27 protein-coding genes are annotated in these 22,716 nt (G+C 37.8%); 5 read left to right on the top strand and 22 right to left on the bottom strand.

Annotated elements, in window-relative coordinates; translation table 11 throughout:
- Positions 1-165: 165 nt before the first annotated feature.
- The gene (gene pyrF / locus HMPREF0873_RS08705) at positions 166-885 is read left to right on the top strand and encodes an orotidine-5'-phosphate decarboxylase (RefSeq protein ID WP_008715622.1); all 720 of its coding nucleotides are present in this window, start codon (positions 166-168) and stop codon (positions 883-885) included.
- Positions 882-1,469 (top strand): orotate phosphoribosyltransferase, encoded by a 588-nt coding sequence (gene pyrE / locus HMPREF0873_RS08700; RefSeq protein WP_008715621.1) that lies wholly within the window; start codon positions 882-884, stop codon positions 1,467-1,469. Before pyrF ends, pyrE begins: the two co-directional genes overlap by 4 nt.
- 272 nt (positions 1,470-1,741) lie before the next feature.
- Here pyrE and HMPREF0873_RS08695 read toward each other — a convergent pair whose 3' ends face one another.
- From HMPREF0873_RS08695 to HMPREF0873_RS08635, 13 genes are all read right to left on the bottom strand, one after another.
- Complete coding sequence (locus tag HMPREF0873_RS08695; RefSeq protein ID WP_008715620.1) at positions 1,742-2,152, bottom strand: hypothetical protein; 411 nt, start codon at positions 2,150-2,152, stop codon at positions 1,742-1,744.
- 9 nt (positions 2,153-2,161) lie between these two features.
- A complete protein-coding gene (locus tag HMPREF0873_RS08690) occupies positions 2,162-2,737 on the bottom strand; it encodes a DUF1700 domain-containing protein (RefSeq protein WP_008715619.1) in 576 nt (191 codons plus the stop codon).
- On the bottom strand, positions 2,724-3,053 hold the full coding sequence (locus HMPREF0873_RS08685) for a PadR family transcriptional regulator (protein ID WP_008715617.1): 330 nt from the start codon (positions 3,051-3,053) through the stop codon (positions 2,724-2,726). Before HMPREF0873_RS08685 ends, HMPREF0873_RS08690 begins: the two co-directional genes overlap by 14 nt.
- Positions 3,054-3,399: 346 nt before the next feature.
- Entirely contained in the window at positions 3,400-4,497 is a 1,098-nt protein-coding gene (locus HMPREF0873_RS08680; RefSeq protein WP_008715615.1) for a S1C family serine protease, read from the bottom strand.
- 668 nt (positions 4,498-5,165) lie between these two features.
- Positions 5,166-5,855, bottom strand: a complete 690-nt coding sequence (locus HMPREF0873_RS08675) for a response regulator transcription factor (protein WP_004693664.1) — start codon at positions 5,853-5,855, stop codon at positions 5,166-5,168.
- Positions 5,852-7,192 (bottom strand): sensor histidine kinase KdpD, encoded by a 1,341-nt coding sequence (locus HMPREF0873_RS08670; protein WP_038125819.1) that lies wholly within the window; start codon positions 7,190-7,192, stop codon positions 5,852-5,854. Before HMPREF0873_RS08670 ends, HMPREF0873_RS08675 begins: the two co-directional genes overlap by 4 nt.
- A gap of 450 nt (positions 7,193-7,642) precedes the next feature.
- Positions 7,643-8,995: a pyruvate carboxylase subunit B gene (locus HMPREF0873_RS08665; RefSeq protein WP_008715613.1), complete on the bottom strand. Its 1,353-nt coding sequence runs from the start codon at positions 8,993-8,995 to the stop codon at positions 7,643-7,645.
- Between the two features lie 545 nt (positions 8,996-9,540).
- Positions 9,541-9,867, bottom strand: a complete 327-nt coding sequence (locus HMPREF0873_RS08660) for a hypothetical protein (RefSeq protein WP_008715610.1) — start codon at positions 9,865-9,867, stop codon at positions 9,541-9,543.
- A complete protein-coding gene (locus HMPREF0873_RS08655; protein ID WP_008715608.1) occupies positions 9,854-11,029 on the bottom strand; it encodes a glycosyltransferase family 9 protein in 1,176 nt (391 codons plus the stop codon). The genes HMPREF0873_RS08660 and HMPREF0873_RS08655 overlap by 14 nt, the downstream gene beginning before the upstream one ends.
- A gap of 72 nt (positions 11,030-11,101) precedes the next feature.
- Entirely contained in the window at positions 11,102-12,049 is a 948-nt protein-coding gene (locus HMPREF0873_RS08650; protein WP_008715607.1) for a hypothetical protein, read from the bottom strand.
- Positions 12,050-12,057: 8 nt separating this feature from the next.
- On the bottom strand, positions 12,058-12,996 hold the full coding sequence (locus HMPREF0873_RS08645) for a phosphodiester glycosidase family protein (RefSeq protein WP_004693677.1): 939 nt from the start codon (positions 12,994-12,996) through the stop codon (positions 12,058-12,060).
- A gap of 11 nt (positions 12,997-13,007) precedes the next feature.
- Positions 13,008-13,811, bottom strand: coding sequence for a polysaccharide deacetylase family protein (locus tag HMPREF0873_RS08640; protein WP_008715605.1), 804 nt, complete (start codon positions 13,809-13,811; stop codon positions 13,008-13,010).
- 68 nt (positions 13,812-13,879) lie between these two features.
- A complete protein-coding gene (locus HMPREF0873_RS08635) occupies positions 13,880-14,443 on the bottom strand; it encodes a nitroreductase family protein (protein ID WP_008715604.1) in 564 nt (187 codons plus the stop codon).
- A gap of 205 nt (positions 14,444-14,648) precedes the next feature.
- On the opposite strand from HMPREF0873_RS08635, the gene HMPREF0873_RS08630 reads away from it, so the two are divergent.
- Positions 14,649-15,440, top strand: a complete 792-nt coding sequence (locus HMPREF0873_RS08630) for a carbon-nitrogen family hydrolase (protein WP_008715602.1) — start codon at positions 14,649-14,651, stop codon at positions 15,438-15,440.
- A 101-nt stretch (positions 15,441-15,541) separates the two neighbouring features.
- On the opposite strand, the gene HMPREF0873_RS08625 is transcribed toward HMPREF0873_RS08630, so the two are convergent.
- Positions 15,542-15,754: a hypothetical protein gene (locus tag HMPREF0873_RS08625; RefSeq protein WP_008715600.1), complete on the bottom strand. Its 213-nt coding sequence runs from the start codon at positions 15,752-15,754 to the stop codon at positions 15,542-15,544.
- A gap of 211 nt (positions 15,755-15,965) precedes the next feature.
- Here HMPREF0873_RS08625 and HMPREF0873_RS08620 point away from each other — a divergent pair, with 211 nt between their 5' ends.
- Entirely contained in the window at positions 15,966-17,339 is a 1,374-nt protein-coding gene (locus HMPREF0873_RS08620; protein ID WP_004693689.1) for an MFS transporter, read from the top strand.
- Positions 17,340-17,448: 109 nt separating this feature from the next.
- On the opposite strand, the gene HMPREF0873_RS08615 is transcribed toward HMPREF0873_RS08620, so the two are convergent.
- The 8 genes from HMPREF0873_RS08615 to HMPREF0873_RS08585 all read right to left on the bottom strand — a co-directional run bounded on the left by HMPREF0873_RS08615 (position 17,449) and on the right by HMPREF0873_RS08585 (position 21,564).
- A complete protein-coding gene (locus HMPREF0873_RS08615; RefSeq protein WP_008602791.1) occupies positions 17,449-18,090 on the bottom strand; it encodes a hypothetical protein in 642 nt (213 codons plus the stop codon).
- Positions 18,091-18,461: 371 nt separating this feature from the next.
- Complete coding sequence (locus HMPREF0873_RS08610) at positions 18,462-18,779, bottom strand: hypothetical protein (protein ID WP_008715598.1); 318 nt, start codon at positions 18,777-18,779, stop codon at positions 18,462-18,464.
- 179 nt (positions 18,780-18,958) lie between these two features.
- A complete protein-coding gene (locus HMPREF0873_RS09980; protein ID WP_038125818.1) occupies positions 18,959-19,483 on the bottom strand; it encodes a hypothetical protein in 525 nt (174 codons plus the stop codon).
- A 16-nt stretch (positions 19,484-19,499) separates the two neighbouring features.
- Complete coding sequence (locus HMPREF0873_RS08600) at positions 19,500-20,075, bottom strand: N-acetylmuramoyl-L-alanine amidase (RefSeq protein WP_008715595.1); 576 nt, start codon at positions 20,073-20,075, stop codon at positions 19,500-19,502.
- The gene (locus HMPREF0873_RS08595; protein ID WP_232192024.1) at positions 20,076-20,360 is read right to left on the bottom strand and encodes a hypothetical protein; all 285 of its coding nucleotides are present in this window, start codon (positions 20,358-20,360) and stop codon (positions 20,076-20,078) included.
- A 100-nt stretch (positions 20,361-20,460) separates the two neighbouring features.
- Entirely contained in the window at positions 20,461-21,012 is a 552-nt protein-coding gene (locus HMPREF0873_RS08590) for a hypothetical protein (protein ID WP_008715592.1), read from the bottom strand.
- A 16-nt stretch (positions 21,013-21,028) separates the two neighbouring features.
- Positions 21,029-21,172 (bottom strand): hypothetical protein, encoded by a 144-nt coding sequence (locus tag HMPREF0873_RS10020; RefSeq protein WP_008715589.1) that lies wholly within the window; start codon positions 21,170-21,172, stop codon positions 21,029-21,031.
- Positions 21,172-21,564: a hypothetical protein gene (locus tag HMPREF0873_RS08585; protein ID WP_008715587.1), complete on the bottom strand. Its 393-nt coding sequence runs from the start codon at positions 21,562-21,564 to the stop codon at positions 21,172-21,174. Before HMPREF0873_RS08585 ends, HMPREF0873_RS10020 begins: the two co-directional genes overlap by 1 nt.
- Before the next feature lie 26 nt (positions 21,565-21,590).
- Here HMPREF0873_RS08585 and HMPREF0873_RS08580 point away from each other — a divergent pair, with 26 nt between their 5' ends.
- Complete coding sequence (locus HMPREF0873_RS08580; protein WP_008715584.1) at positions 21,591-22,442, top strand: site-specific integrase; 852 nt, start codon at positions 21,591-21,593, stop codon at positions 22,440-22,442.
- Positions 22,443-22,716: the final 274 nt, after the last annotated feature.

The raw sequence follows: 22,716 nt of genomic DNA, 5'->3' as shown, positions 1-22,716 counted from the left end.
ATAAGAATTATATTCATTTACTCTACTTATTATAGCATGAAATAGACTATAATCTACTGTTCAAAGGTGACCAATAATCACCTCATTCACACCAATTTTAATTGACAGATAGGCCCTCAGTATGTGAAAATTATTTAGATATGTATGTAGTATGGAGGTTGCAACATGGCAGATGACAGATTAATCGTTGCCCTTGACGTATCCACGATGGATGCAGTGAAAGAAATCGTATTATCCCTCGGTGATTCGGTTAGCTTTTACAAGGTCGGCATGGAGCTATTCTACGCCGAAGGAGCAAAAACAATTCGTTTTTTACAGGAGCAAAACAAACAAGTATTTCTTGATTTGAAATTGCACGACATTCCAAATACCGTAGCCCATGGCGTAGCTTCCTTAACACGTCTCGGTGCTAGTTTAATTACTTTACATGGTCAAGGTGGTCCTGTCATGATGAAAGCTGCTGTTGAGGCAGCTCATGAGAGTGGCAAAGAACTAGGCGTGGAACGCCCAAAATTATTAGCCATCACCGCATTAACTAGCTTTGACGATGAATCTTGGACTGCTATTGGTGGTCAGCTACCAATTTCCGACCAAGTCATTCGCCTTGCAAAACTCGCTAAAGACTGTGGTATGGATGGTGTTGTATGTTCCGCATTAGAAGCCAAAATGATTCGTGAAGCATGTGACGATGACTTCCTCATCGTTACCCCTGGTATTCGCCCTTCCTTTGCAACAACAGACGACCAAAAACGGGTTGCTACACCAGCTAGTGCACTACAAGATGGAGCATCTCGCCTTGTTATCGGTCGACCTATTACACAAGCCGAAAACCCTCGCGAAGCGGTTCGTTTAATTATTGAAGAAATGGAGAAGGTATCCAAATGATGACAGAACAAGAAGTAAAACAATTACTTATCGACACTCAAGCTATTTTAGAAGGTCACTTCCTTTTGACATCTGGTCTCCACAGCCCAATGTACGTTGAAAAATTCAACGTATTGCAACATCCTAAATATACTGAAAAACTTTGTAAAGAATTAGCTGAACGCTTCCGCAATCAAAATGTGGAACTTGTTATTGGACCTATGACTGGCGGCATCTTACTTGCTCATGAAGTAGGTAAAGCGCTTGGCACTCGTGCTATCTTCACAGAACGCGAAAAAGGCGTTATGACATTGCGTCGTGGCTTTAAAATCGAGCCAGGCACAAGGGTACTTATCGTTGAAGACATCGTAACTACTGGTGGTTCTGTACAAGAAGTAGTAAATGTGGTAAACCAATCCGGTGGTGAAATCGTAGGTGTAGGCCTTCTTGTTAACCGTTCTGGTGGCAAAGCAGAATTCGGTGTACCTCACGAAAAGGTACAAGCATTACTTAATCTTAAAGTTCCAACTTACAAACCTGAAGAATGCCCTCTTTGTAAAGATGGCATAGCTATGACAGAACGCGGTTCTAAACACATCAAATAAATTTTTAACGACCTATATGCATAGGTCGTTTTTCATTAGGAAGTTAATTAAATATTCCTAGCCCATCAAGTACTATCTAATATTTATAAATAGATACAAAAAGAGCTCCTTCGCTAAGGAGCTCTTTTTGTTTGTGTGTAGTTATTGTGTGTAAGAGAGAGATTCTGATACGAATGTATCACATAGAGTGTGTGACTCTATGGTGGCCATGAATGCACTTTCATGACCACGTTCTCTATATCTTATGAGAGAAATGGACTCATAAAGTATCGTTAATTTTGTGTAGTTTGCGGTGCACCTTGATCACTTTGTTGTTGTGGTGCATTACCATTAGTTTGTTGAGGTGGTTGGCCTTGTGGAGGCATTTGACCATTTTGATGCATATACTGACCATTATTTCGTCCCATACCATCTTGAGGCATCATTTGGTTTTGACAATTTTGGTACATATGTTGACCATTATTTGGCCCCATACCATTTTGAGGCATCATTTGATTATTTCCATCCATCATATGTTGGTCCATATGCATATTAGAACCATCATGTCTATGTGGTTTTCTAAACTGTTGTTCATTGGTTTTCATCCATTCACCAAAATTTGGTAGATCATTTACAGCAAAGGATGTACCTACCCCTACAGCACTGATTACAGTTAGAATGGCAGCAATTATAATTCGTCTCATAGGTCCTCCTTAATCTACATTGCTGAAATAACGTTCGCGTACACCACGAAGTTCAATACCAATAAAGATACATGTAAGGCCCCCAAAGAGACCTACACCACCAAGTGCCACTAAAGTTACAATGGACAATACTGGAAATGCAGTAACATTCTCAAATGGTTGCCATGAGCTACCTAGTAAGAACAAGATAGCCGGTGTAATAATGAATATAAGAGCACCTACAATATAGGATAAGGCACTTCCAATAGAGAGCAAAGTCTTAGATGCTTTTTTAGCCATCCCTGGTAATTGAGGTAAAAGACGCTCTTTATAATCATCAAATCGTGCATAAATTTCCTGCATATTAACGGATTTACTTTCACTACCATCTTGATTCATTGTGTCTGTAATGATACCTGCATCTACGTAGGATGCATATATTTCCTCTGGAGTCCCTAAGGATTTAATGATCTCACTATCCGTAAGGCCTTTTTCATAACCTACCGCAAAATGCTCTTCATAAACCTCTATAATACTCTCCACATCTGCAACACGCGCTTTTTTAAATATATTACGCAATGCATCCAAAAAGCTATTTTTGTTCATTATTATCGACTCCTTTCAACAGCATATTGATAGCACCAGAAAATTCATCCCATTCTTGACGCATCTTGTTATATGCTGCACGGCCTTCGTTCGTAATATGATAGTATTTCCGTGATGGACCTGTAGAAGACTCCTTTAAATACGTTTCAACATACTTTTCTTTTTTCAGTCTGTTAAACAATGGATATATCGTTCCTTCAGATATTTCAATATATTCCGAAATGGTGCTTACGATTTCGTATCCGTAGCGATCATTTTGTGTTAATAATGCTAGCACCAGCATGTCCATAACACCTTTTTTTAATTGAACTTGCATAGTTCCTCCCTTTTAGGCTGTGCTTGCCTGCCAATGTGAAAGCTCTCTTACGGTCACTATCATGTACTGACAAATACATAATAACATAAGGTACCTCGGAACGCAAGGTACCTTACAAAAAATATTGAAAATTAATATATTTTTTTCTTCGTTCTATACTAAAAATACAGTTAATTCCTGCATTTATAGAAGAAAATTTTCTAATTTATCGTATTTTTTATACAAAATCTATTAAAGTACCTTATTATAACAAAAAAATCCTCATCTAAAAGATGAGGATTTTCTAACACTACAAAAGAAATTAGTGCATTATTGGAATACTTAATTAAGTTTTATTTACTAAATTCTAATTTGAAGACGCTTCCCCTAATTTAAGCTGTGTACTCTTCATTTTGCCATTATGAGTATAGGATACCAAAATTGTATCTCCAGGGCTCTTAGCATCGATTTGCTCTTTTAATTCGAGTAATGTAGTAATATCCTTACCATCAATTTGCGCAATCGTATCCCCTTCTACGAGACCAGCCTGTGCAGCAGGACCATTTGAATCAAGTTGCACAATAAGGAGTCCATCACCTTCATAGGTTACATTATTACGAGCTGCAGTTTGACGGTCTACAGCCCATACCCCAATATAAGGACGAATGACCTTACCATTTTTAATAATAGAATCAACAATTGTCATCGCAGAATTAATTGGAATGGCAAAGCCCATACCTTCAATTCCCTCTTTAGAGATTTTGGCGCTATTGATACCAATTAACTCTCCATCTGCATTAATGAGAGCACCGCCTGAGTTACCTGGATTAATGGCTGCATCAGTTTGAATCAATGGGAATCGTTGACCTTGATCATCAATTGTACGTGCTAAGGCACTAATAACACCAGAGGTAACTGAACCTTTAAACTCAAGACCTAAAGGATTGCCAATAGCAATAGCTGGCTCCCCTACTTGTAAGGAGTCAGAGTCCCCAATTTTTATAGGTTTAATATCTTTTGGAGGTTTAATTTTTACAACTGCTAAATCCGTCTGTGAATCTGAACCTATAACGGTCCCCGTCACCGTACTGCCATCAGACAATGATACTGTAACCTCCCCATTTTTAGCCCCCGCCACAACATGTTTATTTGTTACAATATGTCCATCATTATCGATAAGCACACCAGACCCAACACCTTCTCCAGCATAGATAGTACGGTTAAAAATATCCTTTTGAAATACTTGTGTCGTAATCCCTACTACAGCAGGCCCAGATTCTTTAGCCGCTTGTACTACATAGGTATTACGCGTTTCAGTAATAGGCTTAGTCTGTTTAGTTTGTTCTCTCACGTTTGTTGGTTGCGTATTAACAGGGCTGCCAAAGAAATAGTATCCTCCGCCTACCCCAATACCCAAAGCAAGAATACACGCAATTACTGTTTTCTTATATTTTGAAAATGTCATGTAGATCTCCTTATATTCTTCTTAATATTCTTCTACATCACCCATAACTTCTTAATGATGATTATAAAAGTTAAAATAAGAACCAAATCATAAATCATATAATTATGATGCTTTATAAATACGCCACGTCTCACACTAATTCAAATCATCTCAAAATTAATTTTATAAAATTGATTTTGATGAACCTATTATAGTACGCCTGCTTTTACAATGCAAGATATCAATTTATAACTTTTCTTATAAAAGTATAATTATTATAACCGTATATCCTCCACTAGATAAATACCTAGAATCCTGAAAGATGCTGTATAAAATGTATTCAAATATCTAAAATCTAAAAAACATAAAGGGCATTCACTAGCCGTCGCTAGCAAATGCCCTTTATGCATATAGTTTGAGAGTGTAAGGACTGTTGAGAGAGAGAGTATATGTGATCTAGATAAGCTTTAGAGAGAACTTATTAAGAGAGAGAAGTTAAAATATTACTTATCTAGAGTCATAATCAGCCTTACTTAAATAAGTATACATGGAATATCTAAACTATCAAAGTAACTATATAAACAATTCTTAAACCTTTGATTATATCTCTATAATAAAATCTCTATGAAGTCATATCTAATCAACAGCCACGAATAACGTGAGTATAATGTGAATGCATATTTTCGATACTAAACGAATTTATACCCTACGCCCCATACTGTAATAATATGCTTACTATCAGATGGATTATCCTCAATTTCTTCACGTAAACGATTAATATGAACCGCTACAGTTGCATAATCACCATAGGAGTCAAGTCCCCATACACGAGAATATAATTCTTCTTTGCTAAATACAATATCACGGTTACGCATCAAGAATTCTAACAACTGGAATTCTTTCTTTTTGAGATGAACCTCTTTTTCATTCACCCATACTTTCATCATCTTAGGATCGAGACGAATTTCACCGGATTGAATAGCGTTAGTTTCCATTGCATCGCGCTCTGTTAAACGTTTATATTGCGCCAACATAGCTTTAATCTTCGCAATCAATACAGATGGAGAGAATGGCTTTTCAATATAATCATCAGCGCCTACGCCTAAACCACGGATTTTATCGATATCGTCAAGGCGCGCAGTTACCATAACGATTGGTACACGAACTTTGTCACGAATTTGGCGACAAACTTCAAAACCATCCATTTCTGGCAACATAACATCAAGGATAATAAGGTCTACAGGAGTATTCAATGCTGCTTCAATGCCATCTGTACCATTAGTCATAATAGTTACATCATAGCCCGCCACCATTAAATAATCACGCTCAATATTGGCAATATCCAAATCGTCTTCAATAATTAAGATATGTTCACTCATGATTCTTCTCCTTGCTTAGGAAACTCTAATATAATACGTAGACCATGTGGCCTTACATTTTCAATCATAACTCGGCCTTCAAAGATTTCCATAATTCGACGGATAATCGACAATCCTAGGCCACTACCTTCTTGAGGATTCGTACGAGACGAATCTACACGATAGAATGGGCGCATCAGACGCTCTAGAGATTCTGGCGGTACACCTGGACCATCATCACTGATGACACAATATACAAAATCATCATCACTCGTTACATCTATGACGCAATGACCAATATCGGCCATTTTATACTTAGCACTATTGTTCAACACATTCTGCAAAACTCGTTGTAACAATTGTGGGTTAGCATTGATAAAAGGTGTTTCCGTAGCTATACGGGCCTTAATCTCAAGCCCCTTCGATTGATACGGAGCTAAATGATCTTCTACAAAGTCATGCACAAACTGACCTAATTCAATTCGCTCAGACGGACGAGATTCTTTTTTATAGTTCAATGTTGTTATGAGGAATAGTTCCTCTAACATAGAATCCAAATCATTGGCCCGCTTCAAAATAATCCCCATATATCTTTTTTGTTGCTCTTCCGTTGGTGCAATACCATCACGAACACCTTCAGCATAAGCTTTAATAGCCGTCAACGGAGTTCGTATATCATGAGATATACCAGCGAGTAGCTCTTTCTGTTGTTCTTGTTCCATTTCAATCTGACGATTTGCCATTTCTAACGACTTTGTCATGTTCTTAACGTGAATCATGATAAACCGTGTAACAAATCGGTTAATAGCAAAAAATGTAACAATAAAGAGCAATATGGAAACTACGATAATATAAAAAGATACGGATTCCATTAAGCTATCACTACCATGGGTAGCACGCCTAATCGCAATATGGTATACATAGGAATGACGTCCATCGTACTTTCTCATTTCATAAACGAAAGTATTATTGGATTGATATACGATGCCCTGTAATTCAGGATTAACATCAATAAGACCAACAATGGCAGAAGCACTATAGATTTGTGGATTACCGTAGTTATACACCATGTTTCCTTGATCGAGTACTTCAACATATACTTCCTTTGGATCAAGTAGGCTATAGCTAGGCTTAACCAAGCTATTAATTAGATCATTTTCCAACCCATAAAAGGTAATGGTTTCAGTTATTCGACTGACACTTTTAAACTGTTGTTCCTGCTCAATACGCAAATAATAACCGGCATTGGCCAATATGCGCAAACCTGTAAAATATAGCAAAAATAAGATAATTGCTATTAAAATAGGTACAACAAACAGCACAACATTGGATATCCAAATTCGTATTTGTAAATTCACAGGATTACCTCAATATCATAAATAGTAGATACTCTCTATAGTTTACGCTATTTTTAATGCTTAACGCAAGTAAAACACGCAAATATCCAACATATTTTTCACGATTCTTTCATACGTAGTTTATAATTGACTGATTATTCAACGGTACCTCGACCCTTTTAATATCTTATGCTTTTCGTAAAAATTATATTTTCACACGCATCCATGTATCTTATGGCGATATGAAAAATGGTAATATCTGATATTTCATCAGTTTCTTAGTCTCCTCTTTTAATAGGAACTTGTCTATACTATTTATAAAAAACTAAAATATAAAATATAAAACAACTATTGAATCTCTTCATTTAATAAAACAAAATATATACTGGATTATACTATTTCTCTATGAGGATAGCTTAAATATGGTCAAAAAAAAAGAGGATTCCTAAGAATCCTCTTTTAAAGTTTGGATTAACGACGATTTGCATCGAAGAAGTTGATAGCAACTTCTGGGAACATAGCGTAAGTCAATACGTCTTCATCAGTGATACCATTGTAGCCTTTGGAAGCTAAATCTTGACGGTAACCTTCCAATTCAGGTTCGATAAGATCTGCAGGACGGCAAGTGATAGGTTCTTCATCACCAATAATAGTACGACGAATATCATCGGAGATAGTACCAGGTAACGCACCATATTTACCGCGTACAAGGTCTTTAACTTCGTTAGGAACCATTTTGTAACGGTCGCCCATCATAACGTTCATCATAGCCATTGTACCAACGATTTGGGATGTTGGAGTTACCAATGGAGGGTAACCCAAGTCTTCACGAACGCGTGGCATTTCATCCATAACGTCGAAGAAGCGATCGCCCATACCCATTTCGTTCAATTGGTTTTGAGTATTGGACAACATACCGCCAGGAATTTGGTAACGACGAACAGCTGGGATTACATCGCTAGCTGGTTTCAAGTTGAATTCTTCAGCGATTTGTTGTTTTACTTTACGGAAGTGGTCAACTAATGGAATGTATTTATCAAGGTCAAGACCAAGATCCCATTCAGTACCTTTGAACATTTCGATCATAGTTTCAGTAGCTGGTTGGCTAGTTGCATGAGCAAATGGAGAGATAGCAGTATCGATGATATCTACGCCAGCTTTAGCAGCTTCCCAGTATGTAGTACTTGCAAGGCCGCAAGTGAAATGGCTGTGCAAGTCGATTGGCAATTCGCCGAAACGTTTTTTGAAAGTAGAAACCAAATCATATGCATCAGCAGGTCCTAACAAACCGGACATATCTTTGATACAAAGGGAATCAGTACCCATTTCTACCAAAGTTTCAGCTACTTTCAAGAAGCTTTCAGTTGTGTGAACTGGAGAAATTGTGTATACCATAGCGGATTGAACGTGTGCACCAGCTTTTTTGGAATACTTAATAGCAGCTTCCATATTGCGTGGGTCATTCAATGCGTCGAAAATACGGATACGGTCGATACCATTTTTTACAGCCGCATTACAGAATGCTTCTACTACGTCGTCGGAGTAGTGTTTATAGCCCAACAAATTTTGACCGCGAAGCAACATTTGCAATGGGGTATTTTTCAAATTAGCTTTCAATTTGCGAAGGCGTTCCCATGGATCTTCATTCAAGAAACGAAGACAGCTGTCATAAGTAGCGCCGCCCCAACATTCAAGAGCTTCATAACCAATATCATCTAAAAGGCCGAGCACTGGTTCCATTTGTTCGTAGCGCATACGTGTTGCCAAAATAGATTGATGACCGTCACGAAGAACGGTTTCGCAAATTCTTAATTTTTTAGCCATGTTAATCCTCCAAATCGAAATAGTCTGTGTATGTAACTTTATACACTCATCAAACAACTATCTCATACCTATTTTTTTTACGATTTTTTCGATGTCTGCTCACACTAGCCAAACGCGCTAAAATCGTAATACATACTTATATTAGACTACTTATAAAATTCTTTGTCAACAACCACATTATGCTATTTACTCATAATTTCATGTATACAAAGATGATTTTTTTCGTGATGAATATCACAAAAAACTGCAGAGGAACTAGAGTTTAACATGTATGTTTAATCAAATTAATTTTTTTGTAATTTCTCATTTTAATAAGAAACTAAAAATTATATCGTAATAATTTTTAGTTATTATTAAATACTTTTCAAAATATATCGGTATTTATAAATGTAGTAATTCGATAAACATCGGTATGCTTATGAGTTCATCAATTTTATTAATAACTAAGCCGATATTTTTAAATGCATAAACATACAAAAGAGCCTGTCCATTTACGGACAGGCTCTGACGTAATCTTTAAAGTTTAAGAGTTCCCATTATACGCATTACTTCTCAGGCTTAACCTTTTTAGGCGCAGTTTCAAGGACAATATTTTTACCTTCCCGTTTTACTTGAATAGAAAAGGCCCCTTCTCCTTCTTTAAAATACTCCATCTTGATATCAAGGAGCATTTTACCAATTATAGTCTCTACTTTTTCAGTTAAGAACTCACGGTAAAATGCATCTTCTTTTTGCTTTGGACTTTGGTGAACTACTGGCTTCTTAGCATCTCGCTCCATATTGAGCATAGTATCTTCAAAATTTTCCGTATCCTTAAAATTTTTCATCATATCCGCATCGGATAAACCTTTTTGGATTTTAAACTTTGCCATGTGTATCTCCTATCAATTCAAAAATTGCTTTTTTTACGCGTACTGGTTCAATACCAGACATACAATATTGATCAGGCTTAGGACAACGTCGTTTTCGACAGCCCAAGCAATCTAATTCGTCATTTACGAGCACCTTAAAGGTCCCCGTCAGAGGGCCCCATAATTTAGGATCCGTAGGGCCAAAGAGTGCTACTACAGGCTTATTTAAAGCTAACGCAATATGCAGAGCTCCCGTATCTGCAGTAACTACTACATCACAACTTTCAATTAAAGCCCCTAATTCTTGAAGTGTCGTTTTCCCTAACATATTCAGAACAATTTTATCAATACTCTCATCTGTCAAAGAGTCCAGCAAGGGTTTGTATTGAGTAGCCTCTTTAGGGCCACCTAAACAAACAAAATTCGCTCTATATTGAAGGGATTTAATGAGAGAATACCATTTTTCCTGAGGCCACTCTTTCGTTGCCCAAGAGGTACCTAATACCAGCCCAATACGTAACGGAGTTTCTACCACGCCTCGATGTAAAGAAACGTCATTATCAATCGACTTCCATTGCTCTTCTGCCCAACTATGTAAATTTGTTGGCACCTGAAAATCCATGTGGTATAGCATATTAGCATTAGATTCATTTAGTGAACAACTGCTCTCAATACCGTATTTATCAATGTTAAGCGATGTATCTAAATTTGCATGTTCAGTAATAGCCTTTGTTAACAACTGAGCTACCTCTACATAGCGTTTAATCACGTGTTCTGTACTAGGCTTCGTTTTATAGTTAGTAAACAGCCAATTCAACTCTTTTGTGCCACCAAGGCCAAGTCTAATGGGGGCTCCTGAAGCTAATAGTACTAGCCCTGTTATGAGTCGCCCTTGCACATCAACGGCTACATCAAATTTATAAGGCTCTAATTTGGCCTTAAGATCCCACCACATGCGCCACATTGTAGGAATATGTAGTTTTTTAGAATGTGCCTCATATATATCCCGTTCCCAGGGAATAATTTTATCTACATAGGGATTACCCTGTAAAAGCTCTGCCATACTAGGCGTTACAATCCAATGCAACTTAGCATCAGGATACTGTTCCTTAATCCACCGCGCAGCAGGTGTAGCATGCAAAACATCACCTATGTAACTAAGGCGTACAAATAATATATTCATAGATATCCTTAGGGTACATACTATTATAGGAATAAAGCCTTTATAATGAAAGAACATTATAAAGGCTTTTTCTTAAGATTTCTTTTTACTACCACTACTATTTGATGATTTAGAAGATGTAGCATCTTCTGTTACCTTAGTAGTTTCTTCACTACCATTCTTAATGATGTTTTTTACATCTGATAATGTCAACTCATTAAATGTAGTAGGGTGGTTGTATTTGTAAACTGGATTGAATCCTACACCTAATTTACCAGTGTAAACAGTCAATGCATTATTGTCCTCATCAACACGGGCGATGTAGATGGTTTTGTCCATATCAACACCGATAAAGCGGAAACGCCCTTCAGGGTTGATAACACGCCATCCCCCTTCAATGCCGTTGAACATGAATACATCCCCAGTTCTGACATTATCGTAGAAGAAGTTATCTTCATCGTAGAATACACCGATATGACCAATATCAGTAGCTTGCATGTAAACGCGACGTGTATCGTAGTTAGCATCGGTACGATAAATGCGATATGTGTGTTCTTGAACTTTTACCTTCATATACACCACATTTGTCGCTTCAGAGTACGCAGCATCTACGATTTTACTGCCCCGAGGCAAGTCTTCAAGTTTGGTATCAACTTCGTGTTCTGGATCATCCGCATTAAGACGAGCCATGACAACATCTCTGGAGTCATATAAACCCATGACAGCATAGTTACGGTCTGGCATCCAGTTGAAGTAACTAATCGAACGGCCCTTCAAATCGATATTTGTAGGCTTACTTTCATTAGCCTTGTAAATTTTTAGAGAGTTCTCTGTAACAACAGCCATAAATTGACGGTCATAGGATACATACTTAGTACCTTCCTTCACATCAGGGAAGTTTTTCGTATCATCTTTTGATGCGCCTGCTACGTTAAATTCTGTAGTCGGTGCAAACATATATTGATCAAGGTATAGGTATACCCCACCTTGCAGAAGAATACCTACCGCAAAGGCGCTCAGTACACGCGTAAAAGGTTTCATCTGTCCTCCTATTTCACGATAAACGCCGTTGGGATCATGCGTTCCCCTAACAAATCGGCAGGTTTATTTACGACTTTACCATTTAGGTACAAAGTTGAACTAGAACCGCCATCTAAATTTGCTGCAATGTAGCAACCTTTTTCAAATAGAATATCTTGTACGTCACGCAAGGTAGCCCCAATAGAATACCCTGGTTGGCGACCATCGATTACAAGGAATAGCACTGTACCATCTTTCTTTTGACCGATAGCAGTACGAGGACCTACGCCCCAGCCACCATCACCTTCGGTAATCATCTTCTTACCATCAACGATAAGAGGTGGACCAAAGGTAATACCTTCCATGGCCTTCATATCACTAAGCTGAGTTTTATCATAGTTACCAGCGATAAGATTACCAGATTTAGAGAAACCTACAAAGTCTACGTCTTCATCAGGGCCTACATCCTTACCGATAACATACTCGCCGTCGTGCAAGATGAAACCATATGGCAAACGGCCTGTACCAGTACCATTAGGGTCGTGGAATCCACCACCATTAATCGCTGCTACAGCATTATTCATTTTTGCAATATTACTTGTAGTATCGCCTTTTTCTTGAATATTAGCCGCTGTGCCTACTTGGATACGACGAGGATCTGGAATTTCTAAAATATAGCCTACATAACGAGCAGACTGGATTTTTTCAAGATTTAAAGTCTTATCTTCACGAGCATTAAACTTGAACAAATCTTGGCTTTTAACAACCCCTACAGTCCCCAAAATAGATTGTAATTCGTCTTCATTAAACAACCACGTAATGTAATGAGGATGGCGAGATTGTAAGATAGCGCCAATTACAGCGCGCTTTACATTATTAAATGGTCCAAAGAGCACCACGAAGGGTGATGTGACAACGGTAAATAAGAACACCATAATGATGAACTTTACCCAATTCTTTTTGAACAATGTATTTCTCCTTATAAATCAGTGAAATGTTCGGTGCTAATGCGTTCTTCAAAATGCTTGATATCCACCGCATTGCCTACCCAAACACGCAAAATATTATATGGATTATCACCAGTATGAGCCCAGCCAGATTTCATAGCCATCCCCATTTTAATGCCAGCCTTTTTAGATGCTGAGTCGGTGAATTCATTTTTATCTCCATATGGATAGCAGAACCAAGGATTATCCTTTATGCCTACTTCTTTAGCAAGTGCCTCTTGGGCCTTTGTAATATTTTCAATTTGTTTTGCTTCCGACAATTGGCCCATTTCTATGTGTTGGAAACCATGGTTTGAAATAGTAATACCATTTTTGTGCATTTCACGCACTTGATCCCAAGTTAGACGCGTCCCAACATCGCCAGGATTGATAAATACAGTAGCCGGGAATCCATATTCTTTCATAATTGGATATACGATAGAATATGTATCTGCATAACCGTCATCAAAGGTTAACACAACAGGTTTTTCAGGCACCGCAGCACCATTTACAACATATTCATACAATTGATCCATCGTCAATGGATTATAGCCATTATCCTTGAGGAACTTCATTTGTTCTCTAAACAAATCCTCCCGAATAACTGCATCATTATCTTTGTCGTCGCCGACTTTATGATACATAAGAACAGGAATACCCGTTGGATGTACCATCTTAACTTCTTTTGCAGGCGGTACTGAACTAGTAGGTTCTGTTTTTTGTGAAAGCAATCCACAACCTGCCACAACCATTGCCAATACCAAAACTAACAGTGTTACCAACGGAATCCGTTTCATAGGTCCTCCTCTATTAGAACACAATTATATACAGAATATTATAACATTTCCATGAAGAATAGTAAAAATTAACGCTTTATTAGTACTTCATCAATCGATTTTCGAGGTCTAGGATACATGGACTCATCTGGAATACCTATAGCAATGATTGCCTGTACATCGTGAGGAATATTTAAAAAGGCTTTACTTTCACTTTGCATAAAGTACACATCATTCATCCACAGTGTACCTAACCCAATCGCTTTTGCCCCCAATAAAATATGTTCTATGAAAGCGCCAATAGCTTGTAAGTCACTTTTCTCCCACACGCGAGTATAGTCAGGCAAGTGATCATAAGGATTAACTACAAAAAGTATATCGCTAGCTGTTTGCATAGCCTTAAGGCTAATTTCTAAGCTACCAAAATGTTCTTTTCGCTCTTTATATTGCTCTAATACCTGAAAGCCTAAATTCACAAAATGTTCTTTCTCTGCTCCAATCACGTGAATAACCTGCCAGGGCTGGCGATTTTTAGGCGATGGAGCTCGCATTCCGAGGGCTACCAAATTTTGAATTATGTCTTCTCCAACCGAAGAAGATTTTTTATACCGACGTATGCTAGTTCGCGCATTTATAACATCAATTATTTCCATATTTTCACCAAAAGATCTAACATTATCTAAAGTAATAACCTATATCTCCATAAATAGTATGCAAACTATTATTATCAAAAGATTGTAAAAAAATTAAACTAGCTTTATCGACTCTTATATTGTAATACACTCAATAATACTTTAATATTCTAATTATAATACACATTACTAGAATTATACTCATCTAATAGATAAAGGATTCTCTATGAAAAAACGCTTAAGCCTTATACAAATGGACGTCCATGTAAACGAAGTGGAATACAATTATGCGCGCGTCCAAGAATTACTTTCACAAGCCCTATCAGAAAAGCCTGACATTATCGTCTTGCCCGAAACATGGAATACAGGATTTCATCCATCTAAGGATTTAATCAATATTTCTGACAGAAATGGAGAAAGAACAAAAGCTTTATTAAGTACATTCGCAAAAGAACACAATGTAAACATTGTGGGCGGTTCTGTAGCCGTAGCAAAAGAGGATTTAGTATTTAATACATCCTATGCTTACAACCGTGAAGGCAAGCTCGTAGGAGAGTATTCCAAAATGCACGGATTTAGTCCTGCTAAAGAGGACCAATACTTCGCTAGCGGTACGCATACCACTCATTTCGAATTGGATGGTATTCCTTGTAGTACGGTTATCTGTTACGATATTCGCTTTCCTGAGCTCGTAAGAATGGCTGCATTATCAAATACAGAGTTATTATTTGTACCTGCTCAATGGCCTACTATGCGTTTACGCCACTGGCAAGTATTAAACGAAGTGCGCGCCATTGAAAACCAACTCTTCTTATGTGCTGTCAACGGCTGTGGTACAGTAGGTCGAGTTCAAAGCACTGGTCACTCAGCTGTATACGATCCATGGGGTACAAACCTCCTCGAAATGGACACTAGGGAGGGCATCTCATCTGTAGATATCGACCTCACCGTAGTAGAAGATATCCGTAACAAAATCAACATCTTTAAAGATCGCAAACCTGAACTCTACAAACTATAAAACAAAGGCACATTGTTTTTAACTACCATCTTAAACAATTCATTTATAGATGGTCTGCGCATAAAACAATGTGCCTTTTTATTGTATGGAATTCATATACATTAAAACTCAATAAGCTTCCACATCTCCTCTGGAACCTGTTCTAGAGGTTTATTTTTTGCAATTGCTCCTTTTAGAATATCAATAGTATCTTGCACATCTTGTTTATCCTTTGTATCAGGATCATGAAGGATGACACGATTTAAAGAATCTTCACCAAATTGTTTTACATATTCTTTTTCTACTTGATTAAGTTCACGGCGTAAATATTTCATAGATAATAACCTCCCAATATATTTAATCTAATATATTAAAAAGTACTTGTCTATAATTCAAATATTTTCTATACACATCTTCAGCTAATAATCAACAATTTAAATTATAAATTAATATTTTTATCTCATAAATCATTTACATGAATTCTATAGAAATGGTAGTATTAACAATGCAATAGGATTTAGTTATTAAGAAAGAAAGGTAATAACTATGTTTTCATTTCTACAACCTAAAGAGGCAAAATCATCAGTTCCACAAAGCATGATTATGAATCTATATTATAAATATAGATTGCAATCATTAATTGGTATTTTTATAGGTTATGCTGCGTACTATATTGTTCGTAATAACTTTGCCTTATCAACACACTTTTTATCAGATATCCTCCATATGAGCAAAACAGAAATTGGTTTGCTATCTAGTGGTATGCTTATCGCTTATGGTTTAAGTAAAGGCTTTATGAGTAGTCTTGCGGACAAAGCAAGTCCTGCCAAGTTTATGGCTTTCGGTCTCATTTGCTGTGCAATTATCAATATCTTTATGAGCTTTGCCGATAGTCTCGCCTTCTTCTTAGTTTTAGTAGTACTAAATGGCTTTTTCCAAGGATTTGGTGTAGGACCATCCTTTATCACCTTAGCTAAATGGTACCCAAAACAGGAACGTGGCCGTTATGGAGCTATCTGGAATATTTCACACAATCTCGGTGGTGGTATCGTAGCACCAATCGTAGCCGCCGCATTATATTTCACTACTACAGATCACTGGCAATTAGGGAGTTATGGTGTACCAGCGCTTATTGCAGTTATCATAGCAATTGCCATTTCTTTCTTAATCAAAGAAAGCCCTGAACGTGAAGGCTTACCACCAACAAGTGAAATCATCGCCGACACAGCTCATAAGGCACACAGAAGTTCTGAAGCACCGCATATGAGCACAAGAGAAATCTTTGTAAAATACGTATTGAAAAATAAAAATGCTTGGTATGTATCATTAGTTGACACCTTCGTTTACATGATTCGCTTTGGTATGCTTACTTGGCTTCCAATTTATTTATTACAAGTAAAGGGTTTCTCCAAAGCAGAAATGTCTGTTGCCTTTTTATTCTTTGAATGGGCGGCTATCCCTTCAACTATTTTTGCAGGTTACATTTCCGATAAATTCTTTAAAGGTTATCGCATGCCACCTGCAATCATTGCTATAAGTATTATCTTCTTCTGTATATTTGGTTATTGGCAAAGCGAGTCTCTCTTATGGGTTACTTTCTTCGCTGCTATTGTAGGTTGTTTAATCTACATTCCTCAATTCTTAGCTTCAGTACAAACTATGGATATTGTACCACCATTTGCAGTAGGTTCTGCTGTTGGTCTTCGTGGATTCATGAGTTACATTGTTGGTGCAAACTTAGGTACAACACTATTTGGTGTTTTAGCAGATAAATTTGGTTGGAATGCAGGTTTCTATCTTTTATTAGTAGCATGTGTTCTTTGTATTACATTCTGTGTATTGGCTCATTTTGGCGCCAAAGAATTAGATGCTAAAGAAGCTGAACTTGAACAACTTCAACCAGCTGAAGCTAATAGCTAACCCCTAACAAATAAATCCTATAGTAAAAAGGTCGTAATATGTATTAATACATGTTACGACCTTTTATTTACCCCACGAAAGGGACTCCTATATAACCGATGTGTTTTCATCAACGCATAGTTCTGGAAATAATGAAAGCACAAACCACAATGATACCAAGGACTATACTCCCAGCTACTATATAAGGCCATGTAAGTACATCCCGTACATCATTCAATATTTTTATATCAAAGATTGGCATATAAAGTAGTAAGTTCCCCAAAATCCAACCGATTGGTCCTATGAACTTTAGCTTCTTAATCGTATCCATTTTATCTAGAATAGACTCGGTTACCTCTGAATCCTTTTCGACAGATACGTATTCTTTATTAATGTAAAAGCCTTTTGAATATTCCGTTTCAAAAGCCCACTCTTGAACAGAAAACGTAGCAGTACCATCAGCATTTTCATACTCTTTATATTTAGCAGTATCAGTAGTACCTACGTCTACCTCACCCCAAGTGCCCGTTACCATCTCATAACCACTATCTATGAGTTTCATATCGGCTGGTAGTGCTTTTCCACACAACTTGGAAAACTGGTACGCATCTCGCTTCTTATCCCAACTGAGCCAAAACTCTGCATTATTCTTATGTCTAACTAACTTATACTCATACCCAATTTTTCCATGAGTATCAATATAGCGTATCTTGCCTAAAATCGTATATAGATCCCTTCGAATACGTAACGTCTCACCATAATTAAAAACCATAATCTTCTCTCATATTGAAAACTATATATATAAATGTATATTACTAATTACTATGATTGTACACGGATTGTGAAAACCTGCCAACACTTCTCAGGTTTAAAAGGAGAAGATAAACTCATTAAATATATTTTAATATCAAAATAACGAAAAAAAGACCTACAGTAAACTGTAGGTCCTTATATTTGGTGCGGTTGGCGGGACTTGAACCCGCACGAGCGTTAGCTCACCACCCCCTCAAGATGGCGTGGCATTTAAAAGACATACACAAAATCAATAAATACAGCAATTATCTAGCTTGATTACCTATATTTCTGTTTATATTTCACTATATTTTTGCATAGGTTGATGTCAAAATGATGTCATATATACATTTATATTTCTCGGATAGAATAGTGGAGCCCAAAGAACTTAATGAGCTTTAAAACGTTGGCTCGGTTATACTTTGACGGAGCAGCAATTATTAAAGTTTTATCACTATTAACATATACCGCCTTTACATCGTCTGCCCAAACAAAATCTGGGAAATGCTCGGCCAATCTAAGGTCCTCCCATGTCTCTCTGCCAACAAGAAGTATGCCTTGCCCTAGCCTCTCCTGCATGGAGCATATTATATCCCATGCAGCTGTGTAGTTATCTACTTTTACCGCATCTCTCATAAAATGTGGGTCTTTATTAAATACTTTCAGCATTACTCCCACCTCCTATTATTATCCTAATTACACCATATTTTTACCTTATCTGCAATTGCTATTTATAAACAAAAAAAAGACCTTACCAGGACATATTCCCAGTAAGGTCTTTTGCATTATTACTATCAATCCATGAGTCCACCTGCTCATGCTCAGGAGATGTATGGATCACCTCTCAGTCATCTACGAATTGCACCTGCTAATCCAAATACACCGCTTACCACGGCCCATGTGTCACGTTGCCGTTTAAGGCGCTGTTCGGTTCGTTTGTTGCGTTTGATTTGTTCTGTCAATTCTTCTAATGAGGTCGAGGCTTCGTTCAATTTCGCTTCTTGCGTTGTCAAGAGATTGGATGCTTTCGTTAATTCTTGCCCCTGTTTCTCGTTGATTGCTTTGAGCGCGTTCAATTCCTTCGTCCGTTCTTCGTTGATAATCTTCAATTCTGTTAATGCTATTCCCTGCGTCGCGGTTAAGCTGTTGGCTTGCTGCAATGCTTTCTCGGAGTTGTTGATTGAGCTTTCTGCTTTCATCAAGCGCCCTTTGAGTTCGTTCCAACTGCTCACGGGTACGCTGATAGTCGGCTCTTGTGTCGAGGTATCCTCCGATGAGGCTGCATGCGAAATAGATGAGGATAATACTAAAAACACCAATAACAATGCGATTTTTAGTAAATGAAGAAATAATTCTGTTTTTGATAGTTTCATACATAGTAACTCCTTCCTAAATAGTACTGCCCCACTGAGCGCCCCACCATCGAGCGGTGCCACGTAACCAATCTCCACCGCTCCATCGTTCGTCGCCCTCATGGCACACTAAGAGGTCCCATCGGTCAACGTTGGAGTCTGGGCCGTATGTGTTATTTGGGTACCCAGTCGGATCTAAATAATAGAGGTCTAGGCCGTCCTTATTATCTGCTGCTTCCGCGTGTGTCATTTGATGTTGTATGTCAAGTGGTACACCTGCATTGATTGTAAGCACTGCCATAATTTGTGTCATCGTAACCAACTGCGCTTTTGTTGGTGGTTCGCTACCTAAATTGTTTTCACTAACGGCATCCCAACACGCTTCAATGGCTATACCTACGGCGTTACTGTTACGCATGTAGGTGTGTTCCTTATAATCTGTTAAGGCCTCCATATCTGTCCACATCGTGCCTTCTCTATCGATGTTGATATGGTAATCCTTGAAATGCTTACCACCTTTGACGCCTGTCCAATGCAGGTAGGCCTTTTCAATTTTGCCGTACGCGTCTAGCGCTAAGGACTTTAACTCGTCCATTGTAAGTTGTCTAAACATTTATTTCCCCCTCTCGTCATGGTTAACATCATCTGCTAATTGTTGTATGCCAGGTCTGTTCACCGGCAACGTATTAGGCTCCTCTAACTTATCAGGTATCCCGTTATGGTTCTTATCGATGAACATGCCACAAAGTCCTACAATTGACATAAGTACCGACGGCACGAATATGTGGTCAATGATAAGAATACCCTTATCGATAAGCTGATTGGCTTCAGGCGCTACATAGCCATTAATCGTCGATAGAACATACTGGACAACAACTAATATCATCGGTACTAGCATGACGAGGACTAGGGCCCTCGTTGCTAATACTCCAGTTGGCCGTATGCCGGCTATTCGGATGGACTGATATGACCGCTTGATGCGGTTAATGATAGCTAACTTATCCATTACCCCTCCATGCTTTTATAATTTCAATTGTATATTGAAACATCTTTCCAATGTCGATTAGATCATCTTCAACCATTTCTCGTAAATTTTCGATGATAGACCAACATTCTGCCAAAAATGGTATCAACATAAACGCGTAAGAAAAAAGATGGTCTAAGAATAAGTCTGTATTTGGAATAGGGATATCTGGCAACGAAATAAAAACGATGGATAATATCATCCATGCCGGATATTGAACGCATAGTTTCTTTAACAAATCACCTCTAAGGCGTTCACTCATTAAATATCTACGCCGTTCACCAGTGGTTTCATCAATATACCTACCTTTTCCCCATCCGTACCAGGCTAACGTTGTTAGTAGCGTAATAGGATTATTAGGTCTGTGATTATCCTTGTTATACCGCAACACTTCTGCAGCAATTCGTTGAATTGTGTCCACAAATAATAATGTAGTGGTTAAAATAATCACTACCCCCATACTGACTATGTGTTCGTGCGATATACCACTAATGAGCATTGTTAAAATATCATTAAGAATATTCATTCACTCCCCCTAAGCCTTATGGCTCTTCTTCATTCAACGTTATTAATTCATTATGGATACACCCCTCTGTAGGGCATGTTCCATCTTCGTTTAATGTAGCGTAGCACCATTCGCAAAAGTGCATTACAGGGATATCGCTTTTAATTTCGAACTTATCCATTATTTCACCGCCTTGATTTTTAATACCATTTCTTGATTTAGTTTCTTAAACTGTTCTTGCAAGTCTGAAATATCGCCGTTAATCAATCGACGTCTTAATACCATTTGTTCTAGTGTTTCAAAACGTTTGTTGTAATAGCTTCTAATTTCAGCAATCTTTTCGGCTTTGGTAGGTTCTTTTGCTTGTGGTTCAATAAATTTACCATCCACATAGAATTTACCTTTCATGAACTCATCGAGCATGCTATCACCATCTGCAGAGTAAATATAATCTGCTGCATCCGGCCACTCTTTCTTAGCATGATCTAGTAATTCATCTTTGCTAACCGTATTATCAACAAAGGAAGTAATGCGTTCCCCTTGTTCGTTTAAAATAAATACATATTGATTCATAGTAGTATCCTTTCGGAGGTGAAATTATGCGCCGTTACGCAGTCATATTAAATCGTAGACAACGCAATACCATTACATTAAGGCAACTATTTAATGAGTGGCTGCCTATTCACTCTCAGTCTATTTCTAATAGCGCTGTTAAGTCGTATCATATTGCTTTTAAACACATATCCAACATAGCGGATATGCCTATCACGGATATTCATTTTCAGCACCTTCAGAATGTGATTAATTCCATGCACGTAAAAGGACTTTCCTACTCATCATGTAAGAAAGTCCGCACGTTACTTAATCAATTATTTAATTACGCAATCATCAAGGATTACCCTATCACTAATTACGTCATACACTTAACCTTAGGCCCTAATATACCAACGATTAGGAGAAGAGTATTCACTCGCCAACAAATTAACAAACTATGGGAAGTAGATACTTCTTACTCTCATATGATTTTAATACTGCTATACACCGGTCTCCGCATAGGTGAGCTTCTTAATTTACGTAAGCAAGACATCCATAGGCGATCGTCATACCTCATCGTAAGACACGCTAAAACGAAAGCCGGTGAAGGCCGTATCATTCCTATACATCACCGCATCATGCCACTAATAGAGCAAGTATACACCAGCACCGAAGCATATCTATTCACCATCAGTTACACAACATTCCATAAGAATTTCAAGGATATTATGAAACAGTTAAATTGTAAGCATACTATCCACGATACTCGTCATACATTTGCAAGTTTACTTGACTCGGTAGCACCGCCCAACACATTACGTTCTTTACTAGGCCACAAACAAGGCGATATTACCACCAGGGTATACACACATAAGACTATTCGTGAGCTACGAAAAGCCGTAGAATTATTAAAATAACTCCCCAGTGGGGAGTGGGTGGTCAAGATAACGTAACTAAGACAGAGGTACGATTTCCTATCAAATTTACAACTTTATTCATGGCGAACGCTATAGATGCGTACTGGTCAGGCTCTGACACGCCTAGGTATTTTGCTAACTCCGTGTCAGAGAGCAACGCAACTAAGGCCGTATTTTCGGCAAGTGATAGATATGCTGCTTCTTATTACTGGTTCGCACTAGGAATCATCTAATTCCCTAGAATAATGAACATAATCTGATCACCGACACCTTG

This window comes from Veillonella sp. 3_1_44, from assembly GCF_000163715.1.
GTDB lineage: Bacteria > Bacillota > Negativicutes > Veillonellales > Veillonellaceae > Veillonella > Veillonella parvula_A.
Note: the sequence above shows the minus strand (reverse complement) of the source record. Positions and strands in the feature narration are given on the sequence as shown.